The 15,887-nt window shown below is 62.2% G+C and carries 12 protein-coding genes; 4 read left to right on the forward strand and 8 right to left on the reverse strand.

Translation table 11 applies throughout. From position 1 onward, the window contains the following. Positions 1 to 74 precede the first annotated feature (74 nt). From C2L65_RS26350 to C2L65_RS26365, 4 genes are all read right to left on the reverse strand, one after another. Positions 75 to 719, reverse strand: a complete 645-nt coding sequence (locus C2L65_RS26350; protein ID WP_042306518.1) for a helix-turn-helix domain-containing protein — start codon at positions 717 to 719, stop codon at positions 75 to 77. Between the two features lie 110 nt (positions 720 to 829). Beyond that, complete coding sequence (gene narL, locus C2L65_RS26355) at positions 830 to 1,489, reverse strand: two-component system response regulator NarL (RefSeq protein WP_042306519.1); 660 nt, start codon at positions 1,487 to 1,489, stop codon at positions 830 to 832. A gap of 83 nt (positions 1,490 to 1,572) precedes the next feature. Continuing rightward, a complete protein-coding gene (locus C2L65_RS26360; RefSeq protein ID WP_427910169.1) occupies positions 1,573 to 1,872 on the reverse strand; it encodes a hypothetical protein in 300 nt (99 codons plus the stop codon). Further along, on the reverse strand, positions 1,873 to 2,301 hold the full coding sequence (locus C2L65_RS26365) for a hypothetical protein (protein ID WP_042306520.1): 429 nt from the start codon (positions 2,299 to 2,301) through the stop codon (positions 1,873 to 1,875). Between the two features lie 1,237 nt (positions 2,302 to 3,538). On the opposite strand from C2L65_RS26365, the gene C2L65_RS26375 reads away from it, so the two are divergent. The 4 genes from C2L65_RS26375 to flhC all read left to right on the forward strand — a co-directional run bounded on the left by C2L65_RS26375 (position 3,539) and on the right by flhC (position 7,313). Continuing rightward, positions 3,539 to 4,345 (forward strand): 2OG-Fe(II) oxygenase, encoded by an 807-nt coding sequence (locus C2L65_RS26375; protein WP_233446547.1) that lies wholly within the window; start codon positions 3,539 to 3,541, stop codon positions 4,343 to 4,345. A 242-nt stretch (positions 4,346 to 4,587) separates the two neighbouring features. Continuing rightward, positions 4,588 to 5,802: a YeeE/YedE family protein gene (locus tag C2L65_RS26380; protein ID WP_042306522.1), complete on the forward strand. Its 1,215-nt coding sequence runs from the start codon at positions 4,588 to 4,590 to the stop codon at positions 5,800 to 5,802. A 546-nt stretch (positions 5,803 to 6,348) separates the two neighbouring features. Further along, on the forward strand, positions 6,349 to 6,669 hold the full coding sequence (flhD, locus tag C2L65_RS26385; protein ID WP_007585797.1) for a flagellar transcriptional regulator FlhD: 321 nt from the start codon (positions 6,349 to 6,351) through the stop codon (positions 6,667 to 6,669). A gap of 17 nt (positions 6,670 to 6,686) precedes the next feature. Beyond that, on the forward strand, positions 6,687 to 7,313 hold the full coding sequence (flhC, locus tag C2L65_RS26390; RefSeq protein WP_007585799.1) for a flagellar transcriptional regulator FlhC: 627 nt from the start codon (positions 6,687 to 6,689) through the stop codon (positions 7,311 to 7,313). 100 nt (positions 7,314 to 7,413) lie between these two features. Here flhC and C2L65_RS26395 read toward each other — a convergent pair whose 3' ends face one another. From C2L65_RS26395 to C2L65_RS26410, 4 genes are all read right to left on the reverse strand, one after another. Next, a complete protein-coding gene (locus C2L65_RS26395; RefSeq protein ID WP_042306523.1) occupies positions 7,414 to 8,742 on the reverse strand; it encodes an Nramp family divalent metal transporter in 1,329 nt (442 codons plus the stop codon). A gap of 1,000 nt (positions 8,743 to 9,742) precedes the next feature. Further along, positions 9,743 to 11,299: an efflux transporter outer membrane subunit gene (locus C2L65_RS26400; RefSeq protein ID WP_042306559.1), complete on the reverse strand. Its 1,557-nt coding sequence runs from the start codon at positions 11,297 to 11,299 to the stop codon at positions 9,743 to 9,745. Positions 11,300 to 11,313: 14 nt separating this feature from the next. Then, on the reverse strand, positions 11,314 to 14,499 hold the full coding sequence (locus C2L65_RS26405) for an efflux RND transporter permease subunit (RefSeq protein WP_042306524.1): 3,186 nt from the start codon (positions 14,497 to 14,499) through the stop codon (positions 11,314 to 11,316). Positions 14,500 to 14,573: 74 nt separating this feature from the next. Continuing rightward, on the reverse strand, positions 14,574 to 15,884 hold the full coding sequence (locus tag C2L65_RS26410; protein WP_042306525.1) for an efflux RND transporter periplasmic adaptor subunit: 1,311 nt from the start codon (positions 15,882 to 15,884) through the stop codon (positions 14,574 to 14,576). Positions 15,885 to 15,887: the final 3 nt, after the last annotated feature.

Here is a 15,887-nt window from a genome sequence, read left to right on the forward strand (position 1 = left end):
GGGAATCGATAGTGCAATCGGCGCGCATGGATGCGCGCGCAGCTATCGCGAGATTTGCCCGATCAGACGGGCGTTCAGGTATCCAGGTCGGGCGACTGGCCGTACATGATCACGGTGATGAAGCGGATCGGCAGCTTGATCAGGCGCTCGGGGCCATGCGCGACGGAGCCGCGAAAGGTCAGCGCGTCGCCGGGCTGCAGCAGATAGCTGCGATTGCCATGGCGATATTCCATCTTGCCTTGCAGCATGTAGATGAACTCCGTGCCGGGATGCTCGAAGGTCGGGAACACCTCGGCTTCATCGTCCATGGTGATGAGAAACGGCTCGAACAGCTTGACGGGCCCCTGGTCATAGGCCAGCAGATGATAGGTATGTCCCTTCGTCGTGCCGCGCCGCACGACCTCCATGCCTTTGCCGGATTTGACGTGCTGCGCATTGCCCTCGCGATGCTCGAAGTTCTTGAACATCGCGGAGATCGAAATGCCGAGTGCGCGCGCAATGCTCACGATCGAATCGAGGCTGGTCGACACCTGCCCGTTCTCGATCTTCGACACCATGCTTCTTGACAGGCCGCTTTGCTCCGCCAGGTCGGCAATCGTCAGCCCCTGATTCGTACGGTGCTCTTTGACGACCTTGCCCAGGAATGACTCAATCGACCTTCCATCGCCCAACTCGTCCACGGGACCGCTGGGCAGTTCGTCGTTTATCTCGCTCTTCATCGCTCGGCTCTACACTTGACTATCGACTATCGGCAACGGGATTCGCGGCATGACTGCGCCGCGGGGGTTCCGCAGTGCGAATAGTATCAGTGGCTGACGAGGAAGAGGACTCACGCCCGCGGCGGATTGCGGCGCGCGTGGCGCTCGTGATGCCACACGACGGCTTCGACTCTGGAATGAAGATCGAGTTTGTGCAGCAGATGTTTGACGTGAACCTTGACAGTCCCGACGCTGATATCGAGCTTTCGGGCAATCTCCTTGTTGCATAGCCCTTCCACCAGATAGTCCAGTACCTCCTGCTCACGCCCGGAAAGGCCCGACTCGTTGGCGGGGAGAGGCTGCCCGGCAGACAGCGCATGAAACAGCTTGCCCGTGATCGCCTCGCTGAGCACAGCCGTTCCCTGCAGCGCCTTCTGCAAATTGATGCACAGTTCTTCCGGCTCCATGTCCTTGAGCAGATAGCCGCTTGCGCCGGCGCGTAGTGCGGCCACCACGTCGCGTTCGTTGTCCGACACTGTCAGCATCAGAAAGCGTGCGTCGACGTTGTGCTGCTTCATCATCTCGAGCGTCTCGATACCGCTCATTTCCGGCATGTTGAGGTCGATCAGAACGACGTCGGGCTTGAGCCGGACCGCGAGGTCAACACCCACCCGTCCTGACGACGCTTCGCCGACAACACGAAACGCCGGGTTCATCTGGATCAATTGCGCGACGCCCTTGCGGAACAGCGCGTGATCGTCGATCAGCAATACGGTGTTGACAGGCTCCACGTCCTATTCCTCATACCTGGACCGGCCTGAAGACGGCTGGCCGACAGTTTCATCATAGGTCAAGCGCGGCAGCGCTGCGCGCGTCACGCGGCTTTCTGGCAGGCCATTGCCGGGCCCTCGCGGCGAGGCGGAAATACGCGCCACGCGCCATCGGCATGCCGAAAGAACATGATGGCCACGGAACACGCCGGCCGCGCCACTTCGACACAGACGTAGCGCCTGTTGCTATCGCGCGTGCGGCTGAACTGGGTCACTCGAAAGGGCGTTGCCGAAGTCGGCGCCAGCCATTTCTCGACGAGTTCGCGTAAAGACTGTTGCTGCATGTTCATGATCGTCACCTCACTCGCCCGTACATGATTTCCGTGTTCCGCCAGCTCTGGCAATCAGGCCGCCGCCTTGACCAGTTCGGCCGACAGACCAAACTGTCGGGCGATCGACTGAAGCCGCTCACGCCATTCCCATTTGCCGAACACGTCATGCACGTTCTGCAAGGTGCTGAGCAACTCGATCGTCACGGGATCGTAGACATTCACGTGGGCGCGAAGCAGCGCCCTTCTCAACGCCGCGATGCCGACATCCATATACGCGGGTATCGCGTCCGATGACGCTTTGCCGATATAGCGGACGGGTACGCCTTCCATGGCAGTCATGTAGTCGCGTGGTTTGATGAAGCTGCCAACGGGACACCCGCCGCAATAGCCGCGATATGCACCGCCTCCACGTGGCAGCAGCGCAGCGCGGCCCTGGCCGAAAAGATGGTCGACAGCGCGGTCGAAGATCTGCTGGTGGGTCAGGAAATTCCGGCTTTCCATGATGCGGCTCCGCTGCAAGGTTTTGACGATTCATGTCTCTAGTATGGTCCGTCAACTGCGCCTTGCAATCTGCCAGAGGGGGCTCCCTCTTTGTGGGTATCGGGAGCCATCTCGGTGGCAAGCAAGCGCATTCGCGCGAACCTCCCCGGTCGCGCCAGACGTGAAAAAACCGTGTCGGGTGCCATACGGGTCTGCCTTTAGCGGGACATATTCCGGGTGACTTTTTGGAGACCGGATGTGGATGTCATGGCGAGACCTCCCATGTTTTCTGTTGACGAGGGTTGATTGATAGTGCGGCGCCGACGTCGAGCGGCGCAGCGCTACCGGAAAGGTCGCGGCCGACAACAGGATCACCGGGAGGCGCGGCACGATCAATGCCCGCGCGAGGTGTCGCGACGGTTGTGTACTACCTACAGAGTGGTATATCCCCAAGAGGGATTGCCGCGCTTTAGCGTGAAACCGATACTGTCCGCCGACTGGATGCTTATCCTGAGTTGGCCACGAATTGCCGTGACCGCCGTCTCACGCGTATTCGATCACAGCACCGTTCCCAATGAAACGATCTGACACGAGAACTTTAGTCGAGGATGTCGGGAAGAAGCGCGACGCAATGGCGGCGCTGGCGCTATATGACCATAGCATTCAATGCGGGCACAAAAGAATTGCGCTGCTTCGGTACCTGGATGCCAAAGACCTGGCGGCACCACTGACGAGACAGCACCACGCTTATGCACAGACCGTTGCCAGTTCACTAAGTGTCGGTGACATGGAATCCATTGCAAGGCAGGCCGTGGAACGGAGCCGGCAACGGTGGTCCGAAGGGGCGAAAAAGAAATGCGCGTGCAGAGCACATAGGCGTACCTGAAACTGGCCCGGTGTCATCGGGCACAGACGGACACTCATCTGTTGATCCCGTCGCGATGAACTGCGCAACGCTGGTGGCTTCATGGGAAACCAAGGGTCATCGTCATCTGCCGTTGGAGATGGGCTGTCTCCGCAACGGTCGGTCAGGGTGGCGATGTTTACGGCCTCGACTTTGTTCAAGAAGTCGAGGCCATTTTTTTTGCTTCTCTTGCTACCGCCCGCCAGTGACCGTATCCGCATGCAGGTAGTCCCCGCTCTCGATCTGCTCGACGACCATACGGCGAATGAGAGAGCAAGTCCCGGGGTGTGCGAGCACCGCCGCCTGGGTAGAGTGAGTGGCATCGAAAAAGCCGAAGCCGATACGGAGCCGCTCATGCAAGATTTCGCATTCGACACTCAAGCCACGCTGTTCAGCGGCGATGAACCACTGGGCAAAGGCCAGCGTGGGCCGGCGCCTGCAATCGCCACGCCTCAGTCGATCGAACGACGCGTCGACGCGATAGACTGGACGCATGCTTCAGCCGAACTGGACGCGCACGGCTGCGCAACGCTCGAAGGCCTGCTGAGCGCCGAAGCGTGCGACGCCCTAAGCTCCCTCTATCCGCGCGACGACCTGTATCGCAGCCGCGTCGTGATGGCGCGGCATGGCTTCGGGCGCGGCGAGTACAAATACTTCGACTACCCGCTGCCCGACGTGGTCGGCGCGTTGCGCACGGCCGTCTATCCGCGTCTCGCGCCGCTCGCGAACGCATGGAACGAAGCCATGCGCATCGACGTCCAGTTTCCGCCGACGCACGCCGCCTTCCTGCGCCGCTGTCATCAGGCCGGGCAATCGCGTCCGACGCCGCTGATCCTTCAATACACGGCTGGCGACTACAACTGCCTCCACCAGGACTTGTATGGCGAGCACGTTTTTCCTTTGCAGCTCGCGATCCTGCTGTCCGAGCCGGGCAAGGATTTCACTGGCGGTGAGTTCGTTCTGACGGAGCAGCGTCCGCGCATGCAGTCGCGCGCGGAAGTCGTGCCGCTGCGTAAGGGCGATGCAGTGATCTTTGCGGTGCATCACCGGCCCGTGCAGGGCGCGCGCGGCGCGTATCGCGTACACATGCGGCATGGCGTGAGCCGGTTGCGCTCGGGGCATCGGCATACGCTTGGGGTGATTTTTCACGACGCAAAATAGGTCTTACGACTCCGCGGTGCGCCTCGAACGCGCTGCGAACCGCTCCGACAGGTGGCCAGCAAGCGGGCCACGCCCGGCATCATCCGTCACAACGTGCTATGTTGTTTGACAGGCTTCCGGTTGCAAATCGGCACCCGAAGCCGGATATCTTCACCATCCGTATCGCGGCCACGCACGCACGGCACACTCCGTCGCCGTGCTCACGCGCTCCGCATCATCCACACGCTCGCACAACGTTCGTCATGTCCGATCTCGCCACACCGCTTCCGCGCCGCTTCGACATCAATCCGAAGCCGCTCGCCTTCTCGCTCCTTCTCATCGCGCTCGGCGCAGTCTATCTCGCGCAAACCGTCAGCGGCCGGCAGGCGGCGCTCTACGTGGTCGGCGCGCTGCTCGGCATGTCGCTGTATCACGCGGCGTTCGGCTTCACGTCCGCGTGGCGCGTGTTCATCGCCGATGGCCGCGGCGCCGGCCTGCGCGCGCAAATGCTGATGCTCGGCATCGGCGTGTTGCTGTTCTTTCCGGCGCTGTCGGCGGGGTCGCTGTTCGGCCATCCCGTCGCGGGGCTGGTGTCGCCCGCGGGCACGTCGGTGATCGTCGGCGCGTTCATGTTCGGGATCGGCATGCAGCTCGGCGGCGGCTGCGCGTCGGGCACGCTGTACACGGTCGGCGGCGGCAGCACGCGGATGCTGGTGACGCTCGCGGCGTTCATCGTGGGCTCGGTGGTCGCCACCGCGCATATGCCGTTCTGGACCGCGCTGCCGTCGCTCAAACCGACGTCGCTTGTTACAACTCTGGGCGCCAGCTGGGCGATCGCGGTCAATCTTGCCGTGTTCGCGGCGATTGCCGCGCTGACGGTCGTGATCGAAAAGCGCCGGCACGGGCGCCTCGTCGACGACGCGCCGCGCGCCGCCAACGCGTCGCCGTGGCTGCACGGACCGTGGCCGCTGTTCGCCGGCGCAGTCGCGCTCGCGTTGCTCAACTTCGCGACGCTCGCGCTGTCGGGCCGTCCGTGGGGTGTGACCTCGGCCTTTGCGCTGTGGGGCGCGAAGCTCTTCTCGCTGGCGGGCATCGACGTCGCCAGTTGGCCTTACTGGAGTTCTCACACGAATGCCACCGCCCTCACATCGTCCGTTACACGCGATGTCACGAGCGTAATGGATGCGGGCATCGTCCTCGGCGCGATGGCTGCGGCCGCTTTAGCGGGCCGCTACGCGCCTCTGTGGCGCGTACACATGCGATCCCTTATCGCCGCCGTCGTGGGCGGCCTGATGCTCGGCTACGGCGCCCGGCTGGCCTATGGTTGTAACATCGGCGCGTATTTCAGCGGCATCGTGTCAGGCAGCCTGCATGGCTGGCTGTGGCTCGTCGCCGCGTTCGCCGGCAACGTCATCGGCACGCGGCTGCGCCCCCTTTTCGGACTGGAAGTCGAGCGTATCCGCCAAACCGGCTGCTGACCCGTTACAAACTCCAGGTGAGTCTGTAACAACTGCGGCCGCACTCGTTACACTTTCTTCCCGGTTTGTAACTCCTTTTCGTTACATCTCGGGTTATCCCTCATCCGCTAACCGGCAGCGTATTTTTTACCTGCCGGTTTTTTGTTTTCTTTCTCCCGGCTTTCTGAACTCATATGATTTTCGCATAAGCCAAGTTGCATGCGTTAATCGGAAACTCTTGCTTGAGGCCTTATCTGACAAGGGTTTAACCGGAGCCCCTTGCAAACGTTTTCCGCCTGCCTGGCGATTATGACGTCGCCGTGAAAGAGTTACCGAAACGACTGTTGTTTTGTCGTATCTTTTTTTTGAGAAAGGTATTGATTTCTGGAAATCCTGTTCATACAATTCCGCCCAAGCTGTTACGAAATGTAACGGGTTGTATCAAAGGTTGGCTGGTTGTATCTGTGCACCAAGTTGACGCCGGAAATCTTCAGTGTCCGGCGGGGCATAAGACCATAACGGCAGAAAATGCCGACATAAGTAATTCGGGGCTTCGGAAAAGAGAAAATGGACCGTAGCAGCGAGACGCTGGATTCAATCCGCGAAATCAATTTGTCTTACATCATGCTCGCACAACGCATGTTGCGCGAGGACAAGGCAGTCGGCATGTTCCGCCTGGGCTTGTCGTCGGAGCTGGCTGATATTCTTGCCGGGCTGTCGCTCGCGCAGATCGTCAAGCTGGCCAGCTCCGATCAGCTTTTGTGCTTCTTCCGCTTCAACGACCACACGATGTTGTCGGCGTTGACGCACACGTCCCGTCACGCGGAGGTGGCATCGACGCATGCCGCGATCCTGCTGGCAGGACAGCCCGCAGAGCAGTTCGCTTAAGACCGGAGAGGACTGCCATGCTGAAAAAGAGCCTTACCGAAGACGCGCAGGAAGTGTTCCGCGCGATCGCGCTGATTGAACTGGGCGCGCGCATGCAGGTGCTCGAAAGCGAGCTGACGCTGTCGCGCGACCGGATGATCCGCCTGTACCGCGAGGTCAAGGGCGTATCGCCGCCGAAGGGCATGCTGCCGTTCTCGGCGGACTGGTACATGACGTGGCTCGCGAACATCCACGCATCGCTCTTCTACAACACGTATCTGTTCCTGAAGAACGAAGCGCGCTGCTCGCACCTGGACGCGCTGACCAAGGGTTATCGCCTGTATCTGGAGCATTGCCGTCATAGCGAGACCGAGCCGGTGCTCGACCTGACGCGTGCATGGACGCTCGTGCGTTTCTTCGACGCCGAGATCCTGCAACTGACGCCCTGCTGCCGTTGCAGCGGAAAGTTCGTCGCGCACAAGCACGACCTGCAGCACAACGTCGTGTGCGGCGCCTGCCAGCCGCCGTCGCGCGCGGGCAAGACGAAGAAGGCTGCCGCCGCGAAGCGCGAGGCGGAGAAGGACATCGTATCCGTGCCGCAAGTCGCGGAAGAAATCGAAGTACTCGAAGAACAGATGCTCGAGGAAACTGCGTTGGCGGCCTAGCGCCGCGTATCGCTCAGTCCATCCGAAGCTACGCATTACTTTGAAGCCGGTCTCGCGAGACCGGCTTTTCTTCGTCCGCGTTTTATGTGCGCTTCAAAGCTCAGCCCGCGAACCCGAACGTCTGCACGACCAGCCAGATATTCGCCGCGCTGATTACAGCAAACAGCCCCCACGCGAGGACACGCGTCGGCAGCCGGTTCGTGAATTCACCCATCAGCGCGCGGTCGTTCGTCATGCGGATCAGCGGATACAGCGCGAACGGCAATTGCAAACTCAGCACCACCTGGCTCGCGACGAGCAACTGCCCGACGGCGCCATTGCCGAGCATCTGCACACCGACCAGCGCGGGAATCAGCGCGAGCGCGCGCGTGATGAAGCGCCGCTGGTAGCACGGAATCTTCAGTTGCAGAAAGCCTTCCATGATGACCTGCCCGGCCACCGTGCCCGTGAACGTCGAGCTTTGCCCCGACGCCAGCAGCGTGATCGCGAACAGCACGGCCGCGAAGCCCGTCCCGACGATGGGCGCGAGCAGCCGGTAGGCGTCCTCGATTTCGGTGACCTGGGTGTGCCCTGTCGAATGGAACGCGGCCGCCGCGAGAATCAGGATCGCGGCATTGATCAGCAGCGCGAGAATGAGCGCGACGATCGTGTCGATGCGCGACAGCGAGATCGCGCCCGCGATGCCCTCGCGATCGCGCTTGATCGCGCGCGTCTGCACGATGGACGAATGCAGATACAGGTTATGCGGCATCACTGTCGCGCCGAGAATGCCGATCGCGAGATAAAGCGGCTCGCGTTCGCTGATGGCTTGCCACGACGGCACGAGCCCCGCCGCGACGGACGGCCAATGCGGATGAACCAGCGCCAGTTCGATGACGTATCCGACGCCGATGGTCGCGACCAGACCGAGCATGATCGCTTCGAGGTCGCGGAAATTCTTGCCCTTCAGGCCGAGCACGATCAGCGTGTCGAACGCGGTGAGGATCACGCCGACCGTCAGCGAGCATTTGAACAGCAGATGAAACGCGAGCGCGCCGCCCAGCACTTCGGCGAGATCGCAGGCGATGATCGACAGTTCGGCGAGCAGCCATTGAATCCGCGCGATGCCCGGCGAGTAACGCGTGCGCGATAGTTCCGCGAGATTGCGGCCTGTCACGATGCCAAGGCGCATGCTGAGGCACTGCAGCACCATTGCCGCGAGGCTCGACAGCACCACGACGAACAGCAGGCTATAACCGTAGCGCGAGCCGGCTTCGATGTCGGTGGCCCAGTTGCCGGGATCCATGTAACCGATCGATACCAGCAGGCCGGGACCTGCGAACTGAAGGATTTTTTTCCAGAATGGGGCGGACTGCGTGACGGTGACGGTACCCTGCACCTCGGACGGGCAGAACGGCGCGGTAGCTGTGGTTGGAAGTTTGAACTGCAAAGCCGGTGACCTCGAGGTGGATGAACTCGCAGTGCGATGGCTGGATCGCTGCCGCGAAACGGCTTCAAGTGTACAAAGAAATTTGGGGACGTGTCCCGGGAGGGGCGTGCAGGGATGCACGCGGTGGGCGGTGTGTTGTTTGCCTTTGCGTTGGCATCCGCGGTTTGGTTTGGTGCTTGACGCGTTGACGTTTGGTGTTTTGGCCTTTGCGCTGGCATCCGCGGTTTGGTTTGGTGCTCGACGCGTTGCCGTTTGGTGTTTTGGCCTTTGCGCTGGCATCCGCGATTCGTTAGCCTGCTTCACGCGTCGCCCCTGTGCGGGGCGGCACCTACTTTTCTTTGCCGCCGCAAAGAAAAGTAGGCAAAAGAAAGCGGCTCACACCGCCAACACTTCTTCCTGCCTGAGGGCCCCCAACCGGTCCTACGCTTCACACGGCAGCGCCCCCGATTCACGTTCGTTGCCAACGCTTCGAATGAGCGCCTCACCCGCTTCAAATACCCGTACTCGGGCCAGCGGCAGCGATTGGTATGTGCTGCCCAGGTGGCAAACTGTGTGTAGGTTGTCGCGGCGTATAGCTTGGCGCTCTTACAGGGTGGAGCGTGCGCTATCGGGTCCGAAGTGAGGCGTGTGTGGCGCTACGGCCTACACACAGTTTGCCGCCTGGGCGGCGGTGGACTATCTGGCACGGCATGATGCAGCGTGGGTGTGTGAAGCGGGTGAGGCGCATCGCAAGATGCGTTGGCAACGAACATGGGTCACGTGATTGCCGTGTGAAGCGTAAGACCCTTTGGGGGCCCTCAGGCAGGGAGAAGAACTGGCGGTGTTAGCCGCTTTCTTTTGCCTACTTTTCTTTGCGGCGGCAAAGAAAAGTAGGTGCCGCCCCGCACAGGGGCGACGCGTGAAGCAGGCTAACAAATCGCGGATGCCAGCGAAAAGGCAAACACCGTAATGCGGATGCCAGCGAAAAGCCATAACGCGGACGCCTGCGCAGCAAAAAAACCTACTGCTTCGCCACCTGCTGCGCTTGCGCGCCGTCGGCGCTACCGACATCCGCCTTCACATCACCCCACCCCCCGCCGAGCGCGCGAATCAAGTTAACCGTCGCGACAGCCTGCGTACCAGCAAGATGACTCAACTGCAACTGCGACTGCAGCGTCTGCCGCTGCGCATCAATCACATCCAGATACGCAACCTGCCCTTCCTGATACTGCGTCTGCGACAAATGCTCCGCCCGCTTCGACGCATTGACAGCATCGTTCTGCTCACGCGTCTGATCCCCAAGCAAACGCAAATCGGACAAGTTGTCCTCAACTTCACGAAACGCCACGAGCACCTGCTGACGATACTGCGCCACATCCTCGTCATACTTCGCGCGCGCATTCGCGAGATTCGCCTTGCGACGTCCGCCGTCAAACAGCGGCACCGTCAGCGCCGTGCCCGCAAACGGACCGAGCAGGAACGCCCGGCTCGACCACTGGAACAGATCGCCAAGCGTCGTCGACTCGTAACCGAACGCACCCGTGATATCGAGCTTCGGGAAGAACGCCGATTTGGCAAGGCCGATACGCGCATTCGCGCCCGCCATCGCGCGCTCCGCCGCTGCGATATCTGGCCGACGCTCGAGCAGCGCAGACGGCAATCCAGCAGGCACGCGCGCCGTCACAGGCGCAAGCGGCGTCTCGGGGAACGAGAAGTCCGCCGGCGCCTTGCCGAGCAAAATCGCGAGGCCGTGCTCGGACGCCGCGCGCTGACGCGCTACGCCGACGGCATCGGCGCGCGCCGTCGCCAGTTCATTGCGGGCGCGCGACACATCGAGCTCGTTGATGTCGCCTTCGTTGAAGCGGCGCTCGACGAGTTTCAACGCATTCTCACGCAACGTCACCGTCTGACGATACAAGCTCAACTGCGTGTCGAACTCGCGCAACTGGAAGTAGTTCTGCGCGACGTCCGCCTGCAACGCGAGCTGCACCGAGCGGAACAATGCTTCGCTCTGCGCCTGGTCGGCACGCGCGGCGTTCACGTTCGAACTGACGCGGCCAAACAGATCGACTTCATACGCAGCCGTCACCTGCGCGCGCCACAGCGTTTGCGTCGGCACATGCGTGTCGTTCGGCAGGAACTGCGAAGCGGGCGACAGACGCTCGCGCGTCGGCCCAAAGCCCGCATCGAACGACGGGAACCAGTCGGCCCGCGCCTGCTGCGTCAGCGCGCGCGATTCCTGCACGCGCGCCGCGGCTGCCTTCAGGTTCTGGTTCGCATCGGCGGCCTGCTTTTCCAGATCGTTGAGCGTCGAATCGCCAAAAATCGTCCACCATTCGCCGCGATGCGCTTCTTCTGCGGGCTCAGCCGTCTTCCACGTGCCCGCTTCGCTCGCCGGCAGCGGCGTCGCCGCTGCATCGGTCGTCGTTGCCGACACGGGCGCTTCCTTGAAGGCCGCGGGCGTCGCCGAGTCGGGACGCTTGTACGTCGGCTCGAGCGAGCACGCCGCGAGCAGCAACATCAGCAGCGTGCTTGCCGCCGCCCGACCCAGGCCGCTCATTTGTTCAAAGCTTTTCATTGTCATTTTCTCCATCAGGCGTCCGTCGTATGCGCGACGAGATGCGGCGAGTCCTTTTGCGCGACGTGAATCTTGCCGCCCGCCAACGTACGCAGCACCACGTAGAACACCGGCGTCAGCATCAGGCCGAACAGCGTCACACCCAGCATCCCGAAGAACACGGCCACACCCATCGCGTGACGCATCTCGGAACCCGCGCCGCTCGACACCACCAGCGGCACCACGCCCATGATGAACGCGATCGACGTCATCAGAATCGGCCGTAGACGCATCCGGCTCGCTTCGATCGCGGCCTGCAACGGCGTGCGTCCGTCGTGCTCCAGTTCACGCGCAAACTCGACGATCAGAATCGCGTTCTTCGACGCCAGCCCCACCAGCACCATCAAGCCGATCTGCGTGAAGATGTTGTTGTCGCCCTGCGTGAGCCACACACCCGCCAGCGCGGACAGCACGCTCATCGGCACGATCAGGATCACCGCGAGCGGCAGCGTCAGGCTCTCGTACAACGCAGCCAGCACGAGGAACACCAGCAGCACGCTGATCGGGAACACCCACAGCCCCGCGTTGCCCGCGATGATCTGCTGATACGTCAGATCGGTCCATTCGAGCTTCACACCCTTCGGCAACACTTGCGCCGCGATGCGCTCGGCCGCTGCCTGCGCTTCACCCGACGAGAAGCCGGGCGCCGGGCCGCCGTTGATATCGGCTGCCGTGTAGCCGTTGTAGCGCACGACCATTTCCGGACCATACGTCGGCGTCACCGTCACCAGCGACGACAACGGCACCATGTCGCCATTCACGTTGCGCGTCTTCAGTTGCAGGATGTCGTCGGCCTGCTGACGATACGGCGCGTCCGCCTGCACACGCACCTGGTACACACGGCCGAAACGGTTGAAGTCGTTCACGTACAGCGAGCCGAGATACACCTGCATCGTGCTGAACACGTCCGTCACGGGCACGCCCAGCTGCTTCGCCTTCACACGGTCGAGATCGACGTTCACCTGCGGCACGTTGATCTGATAGCTGGAGAACGTCGGGCCGAGTTCGGGTGTCGTCGCAGCCTTCTTGACGAACGCTTCCGTCGCCTTGTTCAGCTCTGTGTAACCGACTGCGCCGTGATCTTCCAGCTGCATCTTGAAGCCGCCGAGCGTACCGAGACCGAGCACGGGTGGCGGCGGAAAGACGGCGACGAACGAATCCTTGATCGCGCCGTATTGCTGGTTTAGCGCGCCCGCAATCGCACCCGCCGACAGCGCCTTGCCCTTGCGGTCATGGAACGGCTTGAGCGTAACGAACACAATGCCTGCGCTCGAACTATTCGTGAAGCCGTTCACCGACAAACCCGGAAACGCCACCGCGCTTTCCACGCCCGGCTGCTTCAGCGCGATCGCGCCCATGTCGCGAATCACCTTCTCGGTGCGATCGAGCGATGCACCATTGGGCAACTGCGCAAACGCGATCAGATACTCCTTGTCCTGCGCCGGTACGAAACCGCCCGGCACGGCACGCGACACGAGTACCGTCAGGCCCAGCAGCACCGCGTACACGACGAGCATCGCGCCCTTGCGCTTGAGCACGCCGTTCACGCCGCGCCCGTAGCTTTCCGAGCCGCGATGGAACACCTTGTTGAAGCCCCTGAAGAACGGGCCCAACACGCGGTTCATTGCGCGCGTCAGCCAGTCTTCCTTCACGTCGTGGCCGCGCAGCAGCAGCGCCGACAAAGCGGGCGACAGCGTGAGCGAGTTGAACGCCGAGATCACCGTCGAGATGGCAATCGTCATCGCGAACTGCTTGTAGAACTGGCCCGTCAGACCCGTCATGAACGCGAGCGGCACGAACACGGCGACCAGCGTCAGCGCGATGGCGATAATCGGCCCGCTCACTTCCTGCATGGCCTTGTAGGTCGCATCTCTCGCGCTCAAACCGCTTTCGATGTTCCGTTCGACGTTCTCCACCACCACGATCGCATCGTCGACCACGATACCGATGGCCAGCACCATCCCGAACAGCGACAGCGCGTTGATCGAGAAACCGAATGCCAGCAGCAGCGAGAACGTACCGACAATCGACACAGGCACGGCGATCAGCGGAATGATCGACGCGCGCCACGTTTGCAGAAACACGATCACCACGATCACGACGAGCGCAATCGCTTCGAGCAGCGTGTGTACGACGGCTTCGATACTCGAACGCACGAACTGCGTCGGGTCATAGACGATCTTGTACTCGACACCCGCCGGGAAGTCCGCGGCGAGTTCCTTCATCGTCGCGCGCACTTCGTCGGAAATCTGCAGCGAGTTCGCGCCCGGCGACTGGTTGATCGCCATTGCGACGGCCGGCTTGTTGTCGAGCAGCGAGCGCAAGCCGTATTCCGAGGCCGCGAGTTCGACACGCGCAATATCCTTCAGGTACGTGACCGCGCCATCCGGCGCCGTCTTCACGACGATGTCGCCGAACTCCGCTTCTGTTTTCAGACGGCCGCGCGCATTCACCGACAATTGCAGCGGCGTGCCCGGCACGGAAGGCGATGCACCGATCACGCCCGCCGCCACCTGAATGTTCTGCTCGCGAATCGCATTGACCACTTCCATCGCCGTCAGATTGCGTTGCGCGACCTTCGCCGGATCGAGCCACACGCGCATCGCGTAGTCGCCCGCACCCCACAGCTGCACCTGCCCGACGCCCTTGATCCGCTCCAGGCGGTCCTTCACGTTGAGCAGCGCGTAGTTGCGCAGATACGTCATGTCGTAGCGGTCGTTCGGCGAGATCAAATGCACGACCATCGTCAGCGTCGGCGAGCTCTTGATCGTCGTCACGCCAAGACGCTGCACGTCTTCCGGCAGACGCGGCAGCGCCTGATTCACGCGGTTTTGCACCAGCTGCGTCGCGAGATCGGGATTCGTGCCGAGCTTGAACGTGACCGTCAACGTCAGATTGCCGTCGCTATTGGCCTGCGACTGCATGTACAGCATGTTCTCGACGCCGTTGATCTGCTCTTCGAGCGGCGACGCAACGGCTTCGGCGATCACCTTCGGGTTCGCGCCCGGATATTGCGCGTGGACCACCACGGAAGGCGGCACCACTTCGGGGTATTCGGAGATCGGCAGCTGGAACACTGCGATCAGCCCCCCGAGCAGAATCAGGACCGATAGCACGCCAGCGAAGATCGGCCGGTCGATGAAGAATTTGGATATGTTCATGTGAAGCTCTTGATGTTGGAGCGCTTACGTCTTGTGCGCATGCATCGAAGGATGGGTGACGGTTGGTCGACCGATCACGAATCCTTGCGCGCCTTCGTGCGCGGCTGCGCCTGTGCCTGCGTTTGCGTACCCTTCTGCGCTTGCGGTTCGGTGTGCTTCTGCTTCGTTCCGTCGAGCTGCGCCTGCTTGTCTGCCTGCGCGTCATCCGCGACGGGCGCGCTGTTCGCGTCGCCCTCGCCCATCGGCACCATGTGCGCGCGAACCTGCGCGCCCGGACGCACACGCTGCGTGCCGTTCACGACGATGCGGTCGCCCGCGTGCAAGCCGCTCTTCACGACGCGCAGATTGCCTTGCAGGTCACCAGGCTGAATCTCGCGATACGCGACGTGATCGTCCTTGTCGACCACGAACACGAACTTCTTGTCCTGGTCCGTGCCGATTGCGGCGTCATCGATCAGCAGCGCGCCATGCGGCTCGCTGCCGCCCACTTTCACGCGTGCATAGAGACCCGGCACGAGCGAACCGTCGCTGTTGTCGAAACGCGCGCGCACGCGGATCGTGCCCGACGACGTATCGAGGCGGTTATCGACCGACTGGATCGTGCCCTTGCGCGAATAGCCCGTCTCATTGGCCAGGCCCAGTTCGACGGGCACCTTGCTGTCGCCCTTCACCTGGCTGATGTACTGCAGATACGTCTGCTCGTCGGCGTCGAACTCCGCGTAGATCGGCGAGACCGACACGAGCGTCGTCAGCGGCGCGGCGCTTGCGCCCGCGTTCACGACGTTGCCGAGCGTGATCTCCGCGCGCGACACGCGGCCCGCCACGGGCGCGACGATCTTCGTATAGCCGAGATTGATCTGCGCGGTTTCGAGCGCGGCCTGCGCGGCCTTCACGTTCGCGGTCGCTTCGCGCGCGGCGTTCTGCTTCTCGTCGTAGTCGCGCTTGGCAATCGCGCTATCGCCGATCAACCGTTGCGCACGCTCCCAGTCGCTTTGCGTGTAGCCCGCGCGCGACTGCGCGGCCGCCAGCTGCGCGGCAGCACGATCCACTTCCGCCTGATACGGACGCGGATCGATGACGAACAGCACGTCGCCCTTCTTCACGAGCGCGCCGTCCTGGAAGTTCACGGACACGATCGTGCCCGACACGAGCGGCCGCACGTCGACCTTTTCTACAGCCTGAAGACGGCCCGAATAGCTTTGCCAGTCGGTGATGGTCTTCTGCACAACAGTGGCGACGTCGACTTCCGGCACGATGGTCGGCGCGGACTGCGCCGGCGCGCGCGCATCGACGCGAATCGCGCCGAACGTGCCGAGGCCCGCAATCACAAGCACCGCTAGCGCCGCTACCGCCAGCTTCGAACGCGAGAGAGGAAAAACAGACATGAC

The organism is Paraburkholderia terrae (assembly GCF_002902925.1).
Lineage (GTDB): Bacteria > Pseudomonadota > Gammaproteobacteria > Burkholderiales > Burkholderiaceae > Paraburkholderia > Paraburkholderia terrae.